This is a genomic window from Thioalkalivibrio sp. ALE16, from assembly GCF_000381305.1.
Taxonomy (GTDB): Bacteria; Pseudomonadota; Gammaproteobacteria; order Ectothiorhodospirales; family Ectothiorhodospiraceae; genus Thioalkalivibrio.
The window spans coordinates 32,491-47,567 of record NZ_KB906363.1; the positions used below are offsets into that span (position 1 = coordinate 32,491).

A 15,077-nucleotide genomic window follows, 5' to 3' on the forward strand; every position below is an offset into this window, starting at 1 on the left:
CGCCATTCTACTGATCCGGACGCTCGTGTGGGGTGTCCGCGGACTCGGCAGACCGGGGCGCGGACGGATACACTGCGCGGCACACGGACAACGACACAGAGGAAGCAGGCAATGACGGGATACGCACTGGCGAATGTGCTGCATGTACTGGCGGTGGTGATCTGGGTGGGCGGCATGTTCTTCGCCTACATGTTCCTGCGCCCGGTGGCGGGGCAGCAGCTCGAGGGCATGCCCCGGCTGAAGCTCTGGGAGGGCGTGTTCGCCCGTTTCTTCCCGTGGGTCTGGGCCTCGGTGCTGGTGATCCTGGCGACCGGCTTCTACATGATCTTCGGCGTGTTCGGCGGCATGGGCGACGTCCACCCCAGCGTGCATACCATGCTGCTGCTGGGTCTGATCATGATGGCGATCTTCGCCCATGTGTTCTTCGCGCCGTTTCGCCGCATGCGCCAGGCCATTGCCGCGGATGACGCCCAGGAAGGCCTGCGCCGCCTGGGGCAGATCCGCATCCTGGTCGGGATCAATACCCTGATCGGCCTGGCGACGATCGTGGTCGCCTCGGGCGGGCGCCTGCCGCTCTAATCTGCATCCCCTGGCGGGGGCACAGGACGCCCGGTCCGTCCGGCCCTCCAGACCAGTCGTGGCGGTTCGGGCGGCTCCAGCAGCACGGCGGCGTTCTGGCCGAATGTCTCCAGCCAGCGCGCGAGCAGGTGTTCGGGCAGGTCCGCGATCGCCAGGCCCGGCTCGTCCGGCCAGTGGCCCAGGGGATCGCGGTTGCAGGCCGGCCAGGCGCGCAGGCCCTGTTCCGTCACGGCCCGCTCCAACCGCTGCTGGCGTTGCTGGTTTTCTTCCTCGGTGAGCGGCTGGCTGCCCGGGTTGCAGGCGGTCAGCACGACGAGGCGGTGGGTGCCATGCCCCGCCATCCAGGCCGCCACCTCATCGGCCGCTCGGTCGATGCGCAGCACCCATGAACCGTCCGCGGTCTCCACGCAGTACCGCGCCTTGCGGTAGGCCTGTTCCAGTTCAGCCCGTCGCGATCTGGTTGGGGCGCATTCCGCGCGCCCCGGGGCGGGGTCGGCAGCGTCAGCGCTTGTATTGGTGGACATCTCGCGGCACCCTCGCGGCTGGATCGTGCAGATGCGATCGATCAAACAGGGGGAACGGGATGCGCGTCAAGGATGCGACAGCGGTTTGCGGGGTTTCGCCGGCAACCGGCCTGCGTGCGTATGGGGCGTGGCCCGTATCCTTGGTGGCTTGAGCAGCCATGCCCTCGCGTCCTGTCGTCCCCGGTCTGACCAGTGCCTTTGTCGTGGTGCTGTTGCTGGTCGCGGTAGTCGCCATGGCCAGCTGGCTGCGCGTGCAGCAACTGCAGTACGACGTCCAGGCCCTGACCGAGGAATACGTGCAGAAGGTGGATCGCGTGCACCGCATGCGCAGCCTGGTACGCGAGCGCATGCTGCGTGCCTCGCTGGTCATCAGCGCCGAGGACCCGGCCCTGCAGGACCGCTACCAGCGGGAGTTTCGCGAACTGGCGGAACGTTTTCTGGAGGCCCGCGCGGGCGCCGAGTTGCTGGCCCGGACTCCGCGCGATGCCGCGTTGCTGGCGGAGCTGCGCGAACTGACCGCGACCGGGGCCCCCATCCTGTCCGAACTCGTGGACATCGCCCTCGCGGGTGGGCGCAACGAGGCGCTGGCCATCCTCTACGCGGATGCGATGCCGGTGCAGGAGGAAGTCCTGGAGCAGATGGAGGCCATCCTGCAGGCCTTCGAGCGCGACAACGAGGAGGCGGTGGCCGCCATGGCCCGGCGTCACGAGCAGGCGCAGCAGATCACGCTGATCGGCACGGCCATCACGGTCCTGATCATGCTGCTGATGTGGGTGCGCGTGCGCCGTCGTATATGGCGCGATCATGCCGCGTTGCGCCAGGAGCTGGAGAGCCGCCAGCAGGTCGAGGCCCGTCTGCGCGAGACGCAGGCCGGGCTGGAGGCCGCCGTGGCCCGGCGCACCGCGGCGTTGCAGGAGACCACCGAGCGCCTGGAAGAGGCGCAGCGGATCGCCGGGGCCGGCTACTGGGACTGGGATATTCGCGGTCAGCGCATGAACTGGTCGTCGCATGTCTTCGAACTGTTCGGTCTCGATCCGCGCACCGAGAGTGCCGGCTTCGAGGCGTACATGCGCGCCATCCACCCGGACGACCGCACCCGCGTGCGGCGCGCGACCAACGAGGCCCTGGACCGCGAGAACTTCTACCGGGTGGATCACCGGGTCGTGCGCCGGGACGGCGGGGTCCGCCATGTCCGGGTGGAGGGCGAGATCGACCGTGATGCCGAGGGGCGGGCCGTGCAGGTGCTTGGCATGGTGCGCGACATCACCCGCGACAAGGCCTCGGAGGAGCGCCTGTGGCATCAGGCCCACCACGACTCCCTGACCGGCCTGCCCAACCGCAGCCTGTTGCAGGAGCATCTGCAGCAGGCCCTGCGCCGGGCCCAGCGGACCGGCACCGGGCTGGCCCTGGTGGTCTGCGATCTCGACGGCTTCAAGCCGATCAATGACCGCCTGGGGCATGATGCCGGGGACGTGATGCTGGTGACCGTGGCGCGGCGCCTGCGCGAGGGGGTGCGGGAGAGCGATGTGGTCGCCCGCGTGGGTGGCGACGAGTTCGTGCTGCTGCTGGAGAATGTCCGTGATCCCGATGCCGTCACCGGTGTCGGCCTCAAGCTGATCGAGCGCTTCGAGGAACCGGTGGAGGTGAACCGCGAAGCGGTGTACGTGGGCCTCAGCATGGGGGCGGCGCTCTATCCCGGGGACGGCGACGACGCGGAGACCCTGCTGCAGCGTGCCGACCGCGCCATGTATCTGGCCAAGGAAGAGGGTGGCAGCCGTATCGTGCTCTACCACGAGTGTCCCGAGGCGGCGGTGCGCGCAACCGATCTGGCGCTGCGCCGGCGGGGCGCCCTGGGGTGCGGGCTGGAGGACCCGTCCGCTCGCGACTGAACCGGTGCTATTGCCGCAGCCGGGCGGCGAAGGCCTCCTCGGCGAGGGGCTCGCTGAACAGGAACCCCTGAAAGCGCGTGCAGCCCAGCGCCAGTAGCTGGTCCCGCTGCTCGGCGTGTTCCACGCCCTCGGCGATCACGTCCAGCTCCATGTTGCGGGCGATGTCCACGATGTTCTCGATCAGGGTCCGGTCGCCACCGGCCAGCAGCCCCTGCACGAAGGACTTGTCGATCTTCAGTTCGTCCACCGGCAGGTCGCGCAGATAGGCCAGCGACGAGTACCCGGTGCCGAAGTCATCCAGCGCGATGCGCACGCCGAGGGTCTGCAGCGCGCCCAGCTTGGCGATCGCATCCGGCAGGTCGCGCAGCAGTCCGGATTCCGTGACCTCCAGGGTCACGGTGCGGGCGTCAACCCCGTGGTGGCGCAGGCGGGCCTGGAACTGGTCGACGAAATCGGGGCGCGAGAGTTGCCACGGTGACAGGTTCAGGGCCAGGCGCGGCGGACGCAGCCCCGCCTGCTGCCACTGCGACAGGCGTTCCAGGGCATGGTCCAGGACCCAGTTGCCGATGCCATGGATCAGGCCGGTCTCCTCCGCGACCGGGATGAACAGGTCCGGCGCAACCGCGCCCAGTTCCGGGTGCCGCCAGCGCAGCAGGGCCTCGGCGCCGATCAGGCGTTCGGCGGCATCGAGCTGGGGCTGGTAGTGCAGGTCCAGCTGGCCGCGCTCCACCGCCTGGCGCAGACCGTCCTCGATCTGCAGGCGGGCATGGGCCTCGTCCTGCAGCGCATGGCGGTAGAACTGCACGCCGCCGCGCCCGGCCCGCTTGGCCTGGTACAGGGCGATATCGGCGTGGCGCAGGGCATCGGCCGAGCTCTCGCCGGCATCCGGATAGCATACGCAGCCCAGGCTGGCCCCGACCCCGAAGGTGCGCTCGCCGATCACGATGGGTCGCTGCAGGGCCTCGAGGATGCGTTCGGCGATGGCGTGCAGGTCGGACTCGAGTGCCTCGCGGGCCCCATCGCGGGGCGGCAGCACCACGGCGAACTCGTCGCCCCCCAGGCGGACGATCAGCGCGCCCTCCGGGGCATGGGCCCGCAGGCGTTCGGCGACGGCCCCCAGCACGGTGTCGCCCACCGCGTGACCGAGGGCATCGTTGATGGTCTTGAAGTGATCCAGGTCGATCAGGATCAGGCCACCGTGCAGGTCCCCCACGACGGCCTCCTCGATATGCCGGGTCAGGTCGTCGTGCAGGCGGGTACGGTTGGCCAGCCCGGTCAGGGCGTCGTGGTAGGCCAGCGCGTGGATGTGCTCCTCGGTATGCAGCCGCTCCAGTTCCGCGCCCGCACGGTCGGCCATGATCCCGAGGATCTCCATCGCCTTGTCGACATCCTCGACCGGATGGCGGTTGACCATCGCGATATGCCCGAGCAGCGTCCCCTGGCTGTCCAGCAACGGGGCGCCGAGGTAGCTCTCGGCACCCATCTCCACCAGCATCGCGTCCTCCGGGAAGCGCTGCTGAACGTCGCAGGGATAGATACAGGTGCCGATCTCCAGCACGCGTTCGCAGGGTGTATCGGCGAGGTCGTAGCGCAGGTTCTCGACGATCCGGCCCCGGGCGCACAGGGCGACAGTCTCGACGACGCCGGGGTGCTCCGGGTCTTGCATGCCGATCAGGGCATAGTCGGCATCGAACAGATTGCTCAGCTTGAGCACCAGCTGCTGGAAGAACTCCTCGCGCGAGCATGCCTGCAGGCCCTCGGCGATCAGGCGCAGGGCATCCTCGCTGCGGTGCGCGGCGGTCACGTCCTCCTGCATCACGATGACGTCCCGTACCTCGCCCTGCGCATCCTGCAACGGGTAGATACAGCCCCGTAGCCAGCGCTCCCCGGGCGGGCCGGCGGGGCCTTCCCCGGTCCCGGTGTCGGCAGGCGCCGGCGGGGTGTAGGCCAGCGGGCCGATCTCGCGGTAGTGCCCGCGCACGGCATCCGCGAGCGGCTCCAGGAGCTTCTGGTCGATCGGATCCGGGCGCTCGAGGACGTTCCTGCCCGGGCGGGAGGCGTCACTGCCATGCATGCGTTCCCAGGCGGCATTGGTCTGGCGGATCTCGCCCTCCGGCGTGAGCACCTGGATGCCGATGGGGGACTGTTCGACTAGCGCGCGGAAGCGACTCTCGGAGTCGCGCAGGCGTTCGCCAGTCTCGCGGTTCAGCACCAGGCTCATCATCACCACCATCACCACATAGCCGAACGGTGCGAGCTGCGGCATCTCCAGCACGCCGGCACGGGCGAGCACGCCCTGAGTGGTGAACAGTACGAAGACCCCGATCCCGCCCAGCAGGAGCAGGGTGGTGGCCTGGCGGTGGCGGCGGTAATGCCGGATCAACGTGACCAGCGCGAAGCCGAACACCAGAAAGACCGCGAGGACGCCGAAGCCGAACCAGGGACTGATCGTGCCCACGGCCAGGGCCACGTTCTCGCCCCAGGGCAGCTCGAGGATGCGCAACTCCTCGATGTGGCGGTACTGCATGCTGTAGGGCTGCAGGGTGTTGACCACCCACGTGATGCCCAGCAGTACCAGCAGTCCGGTCATCAGGCCGCGTGCGGGCGTCCGCGTATGGGCCGCGACGAAGGCGGCGAACAGGACGTAGAACGGGGCCAGCAGGTAGATGTTGAGGGTAAGGGCGCGGGTGTAGGCCGCGACGCTGTCGGCCTGGTAGGTCTGGGCCGATCCGATGGCGACCACCACCATCAGGGCGCACATCGTGGCGAACAGGCGGTGCTCGGTGCGCCGCGCACTCTGGCGGCTGTGCAGCAGGTGGCTCAGACTGGCGTAGGCGGCCAGGCCGGCGGCCAGATAGAGCGACGGCACCAGGACCCCGTTCATCGATGTCCCTTTGCGGTTTCCGCGCGTCGTAACATCCCTTTACTCCCCTGCGGCGAAGCGAATCGGGCCCCGTCGGGTATTCGCGTGACATCGCCTACAGTACAAAAGACCGCAGGCCGCCGCCCCCATTCGGGGGGGCGGTGCATGGGGGCCGGCTAACGCTGTCTGCACGCCGGCCGGGGAGTGTCGCCCTGCGTTACAGGTAGGGAGTGAGGAGGCGGGCGGCTCCGTCGCGTAGCTGCGCGGGGAGCGGACGGGCGCGGACCTCGTCGAGGGTCAGGAGGTGCGACTGCGCGCGCAGGGCGTCGGCCCAGCTGGCCAGTTCGCCACCCAGGCCGGCATCCAGGCATTCCAGATTGAACTCGAAATTCAGGCGCAGGCTGCGCGGATCCCAGTTGGCGGAGCCGACCAGGGCCCACTCGCGATCCACCAGCATCAGCTTGGCGTGGTTGAAGGGCGGCGGGGTGAGCCACAGGCGGCAGCCGCGCTCCAGCAGCTCGCCCTGTTGCGGGCGGCTGGCCCATTCCACCAGCCGCAGGTTGCTCCGGGCCGGGATCAGGATGTCGACCTGCACACCCCGCAGGGCGGCGGCCTTGAGCGCGCCGGTCAGCGCCACGTCCGGCAGGAAATAAGGGGTGATGATGGTGACCTGCTCGCGGGCCTCGGCCAGGGCCGACTGCAGCGTGAAGTTCAGGACCTCGAAGTCCTCGTCCGGGCCGTCCGGCAGGCCGCGACAGGCACGGGCCCCGGCCGGGGCAACGGTATCCGGGAACCAGCGCGGGCCGTCCAGACGTTCCCCGGTGGCGAATTGCCAGTCCTCCGTGAACACCCGCTGCAGTTGCGTGCAGGCGGGGCCGCGCAGCTCGAAGTGGAGGTCGTGTATCGGGTGGGGGCCCGGATCGGCGTGGCTGTGGCCGCGGCGGATGTTCATGCCCCCGGTGAAGGCCTGGCGGCCGTCGATCACCAGCATCTTGCGGTGGTTGCGCAGGTTGAAGGCGGCCAGACTGCGTGGCAGGTGCACCGGCATGAAGGTGGTGGCCGGGATCCCCGCCCGGCGCAGCCGGCGCAGGGTGTTGCGGCGGCTGTAGCGGGCGCCGATGGCGTCGATCAGCACGCGCACCTGCACGCCCCGGTCCTGGGCCTGCTGCAGGCGGTCCACGAAGCGTTCCCCGACCCGGTCGTAGTCGAAGATGTAGGTGGCCAGGGTGATGCTGTGACGGGCGCTGTCGATGGCGTCCAGCATGCGGGCATAGGTGCGGTCGCCGTCGAACAGCGGTTCGATCGCGTTGCCGCCGACCAGGCGGAAAGGGCTCAGTCGGTCGCCGGAGTGCAGCAGGCGTTGCCAGCGTTCCGGCGGCTCGCTCAGGGTGGCGCCCCCGGCGCTCGGGTCGGCGATCAGATAGCCCTCGCGCAGGGCGTGGGCGCGCCGGCGGATGCGGTTGACCCCGAACAGCCAGTACAGGACCGAGCCGCCCAGCGGCAGCAGCACGATCAACCCGACCCAGGCGATGATGGTCCCGGTGTCGCGGCGCTGCAGCAGGGCGTGCACCACGCTGATCGCCGCAAGGGCAAACACGGCGACGGCAGCGATACTGGCGATCCAGCCTGTATCCAGCACGAATGGACTCCTCCGGGGCTTCTCCGCTCCCCGGTTCGGCGGTTTTCCCGTGACCCCGTGGAATGGCGGGCGCGTGCCCGCTACAGTACGCGGGCCCGGTCCGGGGTAAAAGCCCGCGCCACCCATCATTCGCGAGAGCGCCGATGAGCGATATCGAGACCCCCAGCCTGTTCGCCAACAGCGGCGAGCAGCTGCCGCTGAAGGACTTCACCGAGAAGGCGTACCTGGACTACTCCATGTACGTGATCCTGGACCGTGCGCTGCCGCACATCGGCGACGGGCTCAAGCCCGTGCAGCGCCGCATCATCTACGCCATGAGCGAGCTGGGGCTCTCGGCCACGGCCAAGTACAAGAAGTCCGCGCGCACCGTGGGTGATGTGCTCGGCAAATTCCATCCGCATGGCGACTCGGCGTGCTACGAGGCGATGGTGCTGATGGCGCAGCCCTTCTCCTACCGCTACCCGTTCGTCGACGGGCAGGGCAACTGGGGCTCGCCGGACGATCCCAAGTCCTTCGCCGCGATGCGCTACACCGAGTCGCGGCTGTCGCGCTATGCGCAGCTGCTGCTCTCGGAGCTGGGGCAGGGCACGGTGGACTGGGTGCCGAACTTCGACGGCGCGCTGGACGAGCCGAAGGTGCTGCCGGCCCGGCTGCCGAACGTGCTGCTGAACGGCGGCTCCGGGATCGCCGTGGGCATGGCTACCGACATCCCGCCGCACAACCTGCGCGAGGTGGCTGCGGCCTGCGTGCACCTGCTGGAGCACCCGAAGGCGACTGTCGCGGAGCTGTGCGAGCACCTGCCGGCGCCGGACTTTCCCACCGAGGCCGAGATCATTTCCCCGCCCGCGGAGCTGCGAAAGGTCTACGAGACCGGCCAGGGCTCGATCCGCGCGCGGGCACGCTATGAACGCGAAGGCGACGACATCGTGGTCACCGCGCTGCCGCACCAGGTCTCCGGGGCCAAGCTGCTGGAACAGATCGCCAGCCAGATCCGCGCGAAGAAGCTGCCGATGGTCGAGGACCTGCGCGACGAGTCCGACCACGAGCACCCGACCCGTCTGGTGATCACCCCGCGCTCGAACCGAGTGGATGTCGAGGCGCTGATGGCCCACCTGTTCGCGACCACGGATCTGGAAAAGACCTACCGCGTGAACATGAACGTGATCGGCCTGGACGGTCGTCCGCAGGTGCGCGATCTGGCCGGGCTGCTGAGTGAATGGCTGAGCTTCCGCATCGAGACCGTGCGCCGGCGTCTGCAGTGGCGCCTGGAGAAGGTGCAGGCGCGGCTGCATGTGCTGGAAGGCCTGCTGATCGCCTATCTCAATATCGACGAGGTGATCGCGATCATCCGCGAGTACGACCAGCCCAAGCCCGAACTGATGAGCCGCTTTGGCCTGTCCGACATCCAGGCCGAGGCGATCCTGGAGCTGAAGCTGCGCCACCTGGCCAAGCTCGAGGAGATGAAGATCCGCGGCGAGCAGGACGAACTCAGCGAAGAACGCGACCAGCTGGAGAAGACCCTGGGGTCCGAGCGCCGCCTGCGCACCCAGGTCCGCCGCGAGATCGAGAAGGACGCCGCGGACTACGGCGACGAGCGCCGCTCGCCGCTGGTCCAGCGCGCCGCCGCACAGGCCTTGGACGAGTCCGCGCTGGTGCCCACCGAGCCGCTGACCGTCGTGCTGTCGGAAAAGGGCTGGGCGCGCGCGGCCAAGGGCCACGATGTGGATGCCCGTGGCCTGAACTACAAGGCCGGGGATGCCTTCCAGGCCGCGGTCACCGGGCGCAGCAACCAGCCGGTCGCGTTCATCGACTCCACCGGCCGCACCTATACCATCCCCGCGCACACCCTGCCGTCCGCGCGCGGGCAGGGCGAGCCGCTGTCCGGCCGCGTGAACCCGCCGGAGGGCGCGCGCTTTGTCGGCATGGCCACTGGTGCGGAGGAAGACCGCTGGCTGCTGGGCTCGGATCACGGCTACGGCTTCGTCGCCAAACTGGGCGATTTGCTGGGCCGGCAGAAGGCGGGCAAGAATGTGCTCACCGTGCCCGCTGGGGCGGCTGTGCTGCAGCCGGCCCCGGTGCGCAACCCGCACGAGGATCACATCGCGGTCGTCACCACCCGCGGCTACCTGCTGCTGTTCCCGGCCACCGAGCTGCCGGAGCTGGCGCGTGGCAAGGGCAACAAGCTGATCGGTATCCCGTCCGCGGCCCTCAAGGACGGTTCCGAGCGGGTGCTCGACGTGGCCGTGCTGGGGCCGCAGGACACCCTGGTCGTGCACGCCGGCAAGCGCTTCAAGGCGCTGGCCCCGGCCGAGTGGGCGGAGTACGTGGGCGAGCGCGCCCGGCGCGGGCGCCAGCTGCCACGCGGCTACCAGAACGCGGACCGCCTGGAAGTGCGCCCGGCCTGAACCCCGGCGCGCTCCGGTGGTCATTGATCGGGGTGGCGCTTGAATTCGCGCGGCGCGCCCCGATGATTGCGACATCCCCGTAAATGGATTGATGGAGTACAGGAAAACTTCATGAAACGTGTTCTGCTGTTTCTGGCGACCAACTTCGCCATCCTGATCGTGCTCAGCATCACCCTGCGTATCCTGGGTGTGGAGAGCATCCTCGATGAACAGGGGGTCGATCTCGACCTGACCGCTTTGCTGATCTTCGCCGCCGTGTTCGGGTTCGGCGGGTCCTTCATCTCGCTGGCCATCTCCAAGTGGATGGCGAAGAAGACGATGAAGGTCCACGTGATCGACAAGCCGCGCAACGCCACCGAGCAGTGGTTGCTGGAGACGGTGCAGCGCCAGGCCAAGCAGGCCGGTATCGGCATGCCCGAGGTGGGAATCTACGATTCGCCCGACCCGAACGCCTTTGCCACCGGGATGAGCAAGAACAACGCCCTGGTGGCCGTAAGCACCGGACTGATGCAGAACATGGGGCAGGGTGAGGTTGAGGCCGTGCTGGGGCACGAGGTCGGCCACGTGGCGAACGGCGACATGGTGACCCTGGCGCTGATCCAGGGTGTGGTGAACACCTTCGTGATCTTCCTGTCGCGCGTGATCGGCCACTTCGTCGATCGGGTGATCTTCAAGAACGAGTCGGGTCACGGACCGGCCTTCTGGATTACCGCCATCGTGACCGAGATCATCCTCGCGATCCTGGCCTCCATCATCGTGTTCTGGTTCTCGCGTCAGCGCGAGTTCCGCGCCGACGAGGCGGGGGCCCGCTTTGCCGGGCGCGAGAAGATGATCGGCGCGCTGGAGTCGCTGGCCCGGGCCTCCGGGCGGCCGGTGGACATGCCGGACCAGATGGCGGCCTTCGGGATCCGTGGCGGCATGGCCCAGGGCCTGAAGAAGCTGTTCATGAGCCACCCGCCGATCGAACAGCGCATCGCCGCGCTGCGCGCCAACGGCTGAGAAGACGCCTGGCGCCGTGCGTACACGGGCCGCCCCTCGGGGCGGCCCGTTTCATTTGAGAGATGCTGCTCCGCAGGGCTCAGTAGTAGCGGCCGCGGCCGGGCTGCCCACCGGCGGCAAGGGCCGCGTCGCCGACGAAGGGGTTGCTGCGGCGTTCCTCACCAAAGGTGGACTCGGGGCCGTGGCCGGGCACGAACCGGGTCTCGTCGCCCAGCGGCCAGAGCTTGTCGGTGATCGAGGCGATCAGCTCGCGCCCGTTGCCGCGCGGGAAGTCGCTGCGGCCGATTGCCCCGTGGAACAGCACGTCGCCGACCAGGGCCAGGCCGCTCTCGGAGTCGTGGAAGACCACGTGCCCCGGGGTATGGCCGGGGCAGTGGAGCACCCGGAGTGTGGTCTGGCCCAGCGCGATGGTGTCGCCATCCTCCAGCCACTGGTCGGGCACCAGGGGCGCGGTCTCGGGGAAGCCGAAGATCTGCGCCTGTGCCGGGAGCTGGTCCAGCCAGAAGGCGTCGTCGCGATGCGGCCCGATCACCGGCACATTGGCACGGGCGGCCAGTTCGGCGGTGGCCCCGACATGGTCCAGGTGGCCGTGGGTCAGGAGGATCTTCTCCAGGTGCACGCCGTGCTCGCGGGCGATCTGTTCGAGGGTCGCGGCATCCGCGCCGGGGTCGACCCAGGCCGCGGCCCCGGTGGCATCGCACCAGATCAGCGTGGCGTTCTGGGCAAGCGAGGTGACGGGGTGGCTCAGGTGACGAAGCATGATGCGGGATCCGTGAACGAAGTCGATTTTTGGTGCATCCCCGGCGGGTGGTTTTCATGCCCGGGAATAGATCGGGCGGACGTGCGTCTTACGGGGTATGCAGGTCTTCAAGGGTACGTGATATGACGAAACGGTGAAGGACGACCCCCTGCGTATTTCACCGGTTGACAAGAACATCGCCATATTAGAAGATTTGCATACGCTAATCGCTGTCCCCCCTGTCAGTGGTTAGTGGACTCCTCCATCCTCCTTTGGTGGTTTTCTTGGCGCGGGCTTCGACCCGCGCTTTTTTTTGCCTGTGATTCGCCTCCTGTTGCCGGGCGTGTCTACCATTGAGTCCGGCCCGTGCCGCGGATGGCCCGTCGATGATGACCCAACGCCCATGATCCGAAGCCTGAACAGCCTGCGCACCGCGGTGTTGTCCTTCGTGCTGCTGCCGCTGCTGCTGATGATGGCCGCGGTGGTGGCGCTCGGCCTGCGCGAATTCCAGGTCCAGATGGAAAACCGCATGCAGGAGGATATCGAACTGGTGGCGCGTTCGATCCGCCTCCCGGTGTCGAGCGCCATGCTGCAGGACGACGTGTCCGGGGTGCAGCAATCGCTGGATTCGCTGTTCCAGATCGAGGAGGTGTTCGGGGTCTACGTCTACGACGCCGAGGGCCGCATGGTCGCGGCCAGTGGGCCGCCCAGCCCGACCCTGCAACGCCGCGGCGAGGCCCGGGTCATCAGCGAGACCGGCAGTCTCGGGGCCTTCGGCGAGCACCAGGGGCGCGAGACCTTCTCCTTCTTCCTGCCGTTGTCCGATCCGGCCGGGCGGATCGTGGGCCTGCTGCAGGTGACCCGCGATGTGACCCCGTTCCGGGCCTTCGTCACGCAGCTGCAGTGGCAGGGCGGGTTGCTGATGCTGGCGGTCAGTGCGCTGTTCCTGCTGGTCGTACTGTTCGGCTACCACCGCGCCGTCGGCCGGCATGTGTCGCGCCTGATGGCCGCGATGCGCGCGATCGGCGATGGCCAGCGCGGCCTGCGGGCGCCGGAGGACGGGCCGGCCGAACTGCGCGGGCTGGCGGTCTCGATGAACCGCATGATGGAGCGCCGCGAGGCCTCGGAGGCGGAACTGGAGGCGCAGCGCCACGAGCAGGTGCGGCTCGAGGAAAAGCTGCGGCACTCGGAGAAGCTGGCGGCGATCGGCCAGCTCGCGGCCGGTGTGGCGCATGAGCTGGGGACACCGCTCGGGATTATCGCCGGGCGGGTGCAGCGGGCCATTCGCCGCCTGCCGGAGCCGGATCCTGCGCGCAAGGAGATGGAGGCGTTGCAGGCCGAACTCGAGCGGGTGGAGACCATCGTGCGGCAGTTGCTGGACTTTGCCCGTCGCAATCCCCTGCAGGAACGCCCCCTGGACCTCGCGCAACTGGTCGGCGACCTGGTCGAGCGGGTGCGCGCGCGGCACGCGCCCGACGCGATCCGGTTCCAGGTGGACGGGGAGGCGCTGGTCGTCGCGGCCGATCGTCTGCGCCTCGGACAGGCGCTGGAGAACCTGCTGGAGAACGCGGCCCAGGCGGCCGCCGGTGAGGTGCGGGTCCACTGGCGGGCGGAGGCCGACCGGGTAACCCTGGTGGTGGCCGATGACGGTCCGACCGCCGGGCGCGGGATCGACGACGAACAGGCGGCGCGCCTGTTCGAGCCCTTCTTCACCACCAAACCCACGGGCGAGGGAACCGGACTGGGGCTGGCTGTTGTCCAGGTGGCACTGGAAGATCATCGCGGCACGGTCGCGCTGGATCGCAGCGTGCCCGGGGAGACCCGCTTTGTCGTGCATCTGCCGCTGGCCACTGACGAACCGCAGGAGACGCGCCTATGAGCGCCGCGCCACAAACACCCGCCGCGCCCCCGGAATCGGTCCTTGTGGTGGAGGACGACCGCGGACATCGCGAATTGCTGCACGAGGAGCTGGCCGAGGCCGGCTACGCGGTCACCGCGGTAGGCAGCGCCGAGGACGCCGCGCGGGCACTGGCACAGCAGGCCTTCAGTCTGGTGGTCAGTGACCTGCGTCTGCCGGGCGCCGACGGGTTTCAGGTGCTCGAGGACGCGCGCGCCCGGGTGCCGGCGCCGGGCTTCATCATGCTGACGGGCTTCGGGACCATCGATCAGGCCGTGGCCGCGCTGAAGGCGGGGGCGGACGACTTTCTGACCAAGCCGGTGGACCTCGATCATCTGCGCCTGGCTGCTGACCGGGTAACCGAGGCGCGTCGCCTGAAGGACGAGGTGCGGCGCTATCGCGAGGTGCTCGCCCAGGCCGACGGGTTTCATGGCATGCAGGGACACAGTCCGGCCATGCTGCAGATGTTCGACCTGATCCGGCGGATCGCGGCCGCCGACGGCAGCGTCCTGATTACCGGCGAGTCCGGGACCGGGAAGGAGCTGGTGGCGCGGGCGCTGCACGCGGAAAGTGACCGGGCGCACGGGCCGTTCGTCGCGCTCAACTGCGCCGGCATCCCCGAGGCCCTGCTGGAGTCGGAGCTGCTGGGGCATGTAGCGGGTGCCTTCAGTGGGGCCAAGGGTGCCCGTCGAGGACTGTTCACCGAGGCACATGGGGGAACCCTGTTCCTGGACGAGATCGCCGAGATGCCGGTGGCGATGCAAAGCAAGCTGCTGCGCCTGCTGCAGGACGGACGGGTGCGCCCGGTGGGCGCCAACGAGGAGATCGAGACGGATGTGCGTATCGTCGCGGCCACCCACCAGGACCTGCAGGCGCACATGGCCGACGGCCGTTTCCGCGAGGATCTCTACTATCGTCTGGAGACCTTCCGGATCGAGATCCCGCCGCTGCGAGAACGCGGTGACGATATCGAGTACCTGGCCCTGCAGTTCCTGCGCCAGCAAGCCCTGGCCCGAGGCCTGCCCGAGCGGCGTCTCAGCCCGGAGGCCCTGCGCGCGCTGGTGCGCTACCCCTTCCCCGGGAACGTACGCGAACTGGCCAGCCTCATCGAGCGCGCCGCCACCCTGGCCACGGGCGAGGTGATCGAGACCCGGGACCTGCCGGAACGCGTGTTCGCGATCGGCGGCGAAGATGCGGGTGTGGCCGCCGGTGGTGCCGGCGCAGAGGTGTTACCCGTAGCGGGAGTCGGCGACGACACCCAATGGCCGACGCTGGAAGAGCGTGAGCGCGAGTACATTCAGCGGGTCCTGGAGCACGTGGACGGCAACAAGCAGCGGGCCGCGCGCATCCTCGGCATCGGACGCAAGACGCTCTACCGCAAGCTCGGCGAATCCGACCCGTCGTGACATCCTGACCCGGGTCGAGCTGACCCATGTGTCATTATGACCCATTCACAATCCCGCCGTCGGCGGACGCCATGTCAGCTGATTCAGTCCTAACCATCTGATTACTATAGAATGTCTCCCCGGTTGCCATTGTTGGC

The 15,077-nt window shown here is 68.8% G+C and carries 10 protein-coding genes; 6 read left to right on the top strand and 4 right to left on the bottom strand.

Annotation, left to right across the window (positions count from 1 at the left end; all coding sequences use genetic code 11):
• The first annotated feature begins 111 nt into the window (after window positions 1-111).
• Window positions 112-579: a CopD family protein gene (locus F627_RS0109510; protein WP_018875849.1), complete on the top strand. Its 468-nt coding sequence runs from the start codon at window positions 112-114 to the stop codon at window positions 577-579.
• Here the strand turns inward: F627_RS0109510 and F627_RS15715 are convergent.
• Window positions 576-1,103, bottom strand: a complete 528-nt coding sequence (locus tag F627_RS15715) for a DUF3293 domain-containing protein (RefSeq protein WP_038032887.1) — start codon at window positions 1,101-1,103, stop codon at window positions 576-578. The genes F627_RS0109510 and F627_RS15715 overlap by 4 nt on opposite strands.
• Before the next feature lie 158 nt (window positions 1,104-1,261).
• Here F627_RS15715 and F627_RS0109520 point away from each other — a divergent pair, with 158 nt between their 5' ends.
• Window positions 1,262-2,992: a diguanylate cyclase domain-containing protein gene (locus tag F627_RS0109520; RefSeq protein ID WP_019583935.1), complete on the top strand. Its 1,731-nt coding sequence runs from the start codon at window positions 1,262-1,264 to the stop codon at window positions 2,990-2,992.
• A 7-nt stretch (window positions 2,993-2,999) separates the two neighbouring features.
• On the opposite strand, the gene F627_RS0109525 is transcribed toward F627_RS0109520, so the two are convergent.
• Entirely contained in the window at window positions 3,000-5,876 is a 2,877-nt protein-coding gene (locus F627_RS0109525; protein WP_019583936.1) for an EAL domain-containing protein, read from the bottom strand.
• Window positions 5,877-6,072: 196 nt separating this feature from the next.
• Window positions 6,073-7,494 carry a cardiolipin synthase gene (cls, locus tag F627_RS0109530; protein WP_019583937.1) on the bottom strand — a complete coding sequence of 474 codons (1,422 nt, stop codon included), beginning with the start codon at window positions 7,492-7,494 and terminating at the stop codon, window positions 6,073-6,075.
• Window positions 7,495-7,637: 143 nt separating this feature from the next.
• Here cls and parC point away from each other — a divergent pair, with 143 nt between their 5' ends.
• Together parC and htpX are read left to right on the top strand one after the other, a co-directional pair.
• Window positions 7,638-9,899, top strand: coding sequence for a DNA topoisomerase IV subunit A (gene parC / locus F627_RS0109535; RefSeq protein ID WP_019583938.1), 2,262 nt, complete (start codon window positions 7,638-7,640; stop codon window positions 9,897-9,899).
• A 111-nt stretch (window positions 9,900-10,010) separates the two neighbouring features.
• Window positions 10,011-10,898 carry a protease HtpX gene (gene htpX / locus F627_RS0109540; RefSeq protein ID WP_018867169.1) on the top strand — a complete coding sequence of 296 codons (888 nt, stop codon included), beginning with the start codon at window positions 10,011-10,013 and terminating at the stop codon, window positions 10,896-10,898.
• A 79-nt stretch (window positions 10,899-10,977) separates the two neighbouring features.
• Here htpX and F627_RS0109545 read toward each other — a convergent pair whose 3' ends face one another.
• Window positions 10,978-11,658, bottom strand: coding sequence for an MBL fold metallo-hydrolase (locus F627_RS0109545; protein ID WP_018875844.1), 681 nt, complete (start codon window positions 11,656-11,658; stop codon window positions 10,978-10,980).
• A gap of 382 nt (window positions 11,659-12,040) precedes the next feature.
• On the opposite strand from F627_RS0109545, the gene F627_RS0109550 reads away from it, so the two are divergent.
• The gene (locus tag F627_RS0109550) at window positions 12,041-13,516 is read left to right on the top strand and encodes an ATP-binding protein (protein WP_018875843.1); all 1,476 of its coding nucleotides are present in this window, start codon (window positions 12,041-12,043) and stop codon (window positions 13,514-13,516) included.
• Window positions 13,513-14,940, top strand: coding sequence for a sigma-54 dependent transcriptional regulator (locus F627_RS0109555; protein WP_019583939.1), 1,428 nt, complete (start codon window positions 13,513-13,515; stop codon window positions 14,938-14,940). The genes F627_RS0109550 and F627_RS0109555 overlap by 4 nt, the downstream gene beginning before the upstream one ends.
• Window positions 14,941-15,077 lie beyond the last annotated feature (137 nt).

Excerpts from the sequence above, each read along its gene's own strand:
- htpX (WP_018867169.1), top strand. The coding sequence starts at position 10,011 with ATGAAACGTGTTCTGCTGTTTCTGGCGACCAACTTCGCCATCCTGATC.
- F627_RS0109525 (WP_019583936.1), bottom strand. The coding sequence starts at position 5,876 with ATGAACGGGGTCCTGGTGCCGTCGCTCTATCTGGCCGCCGGCCTGGCC.
- F627_RS0109550 (WP_018875843.1), top strand. The coding sequence starts at position 12,041 with ATGATCCGAAGCCTGAACAGCCTGCGCACCGCGGTGTTGTCCTTCGTG.
- F627_RS0109545 (WP_018875844.1), bottom strand. The coding sequence starts at position 11,658 with ATGCTTCGTCACCTGAGCCACCCCGTCACCTCGCTTGCCCAGAACGCC.
- F627_RS0109555 (WP_019583939.1), top strand. The coding sequence starts at position 13,513 with ATGAGCGCCGCGCCACAAACACCCGCCGCGCCCCCGGAATCGGTCCTT.
- F627_RS0109510 (WP_018875849.1), top strand. The coding sequence starts at position 112 with ATGACGGGATACGCACTGGCGAATGTGCTGCATGTACTGGCGGTGGTG.
- parC (WP_019583938.1), top strand. The coding sequence starts at position 7,638 with ATGAGCGATATCGAGACCCCCAGCCTGTTCGCCAACAGCGGCGAGCAG.
- F627_RS0109520 (WP_019583935.1), top strand. The coding sequence starts at position 1,262 with ATGCCCTCGCGTCCTGTCGTCCCCGGTCTGACCAGTGCCTTTGTCGTG.
- F627_RS15715 (WP_038032887.1), bottom strand. The coding sequence starts at position 1,103 with ATGTCCACCAATACAAGCGCTGACGCTGCCGACCCCGCCCCGGGGCGC.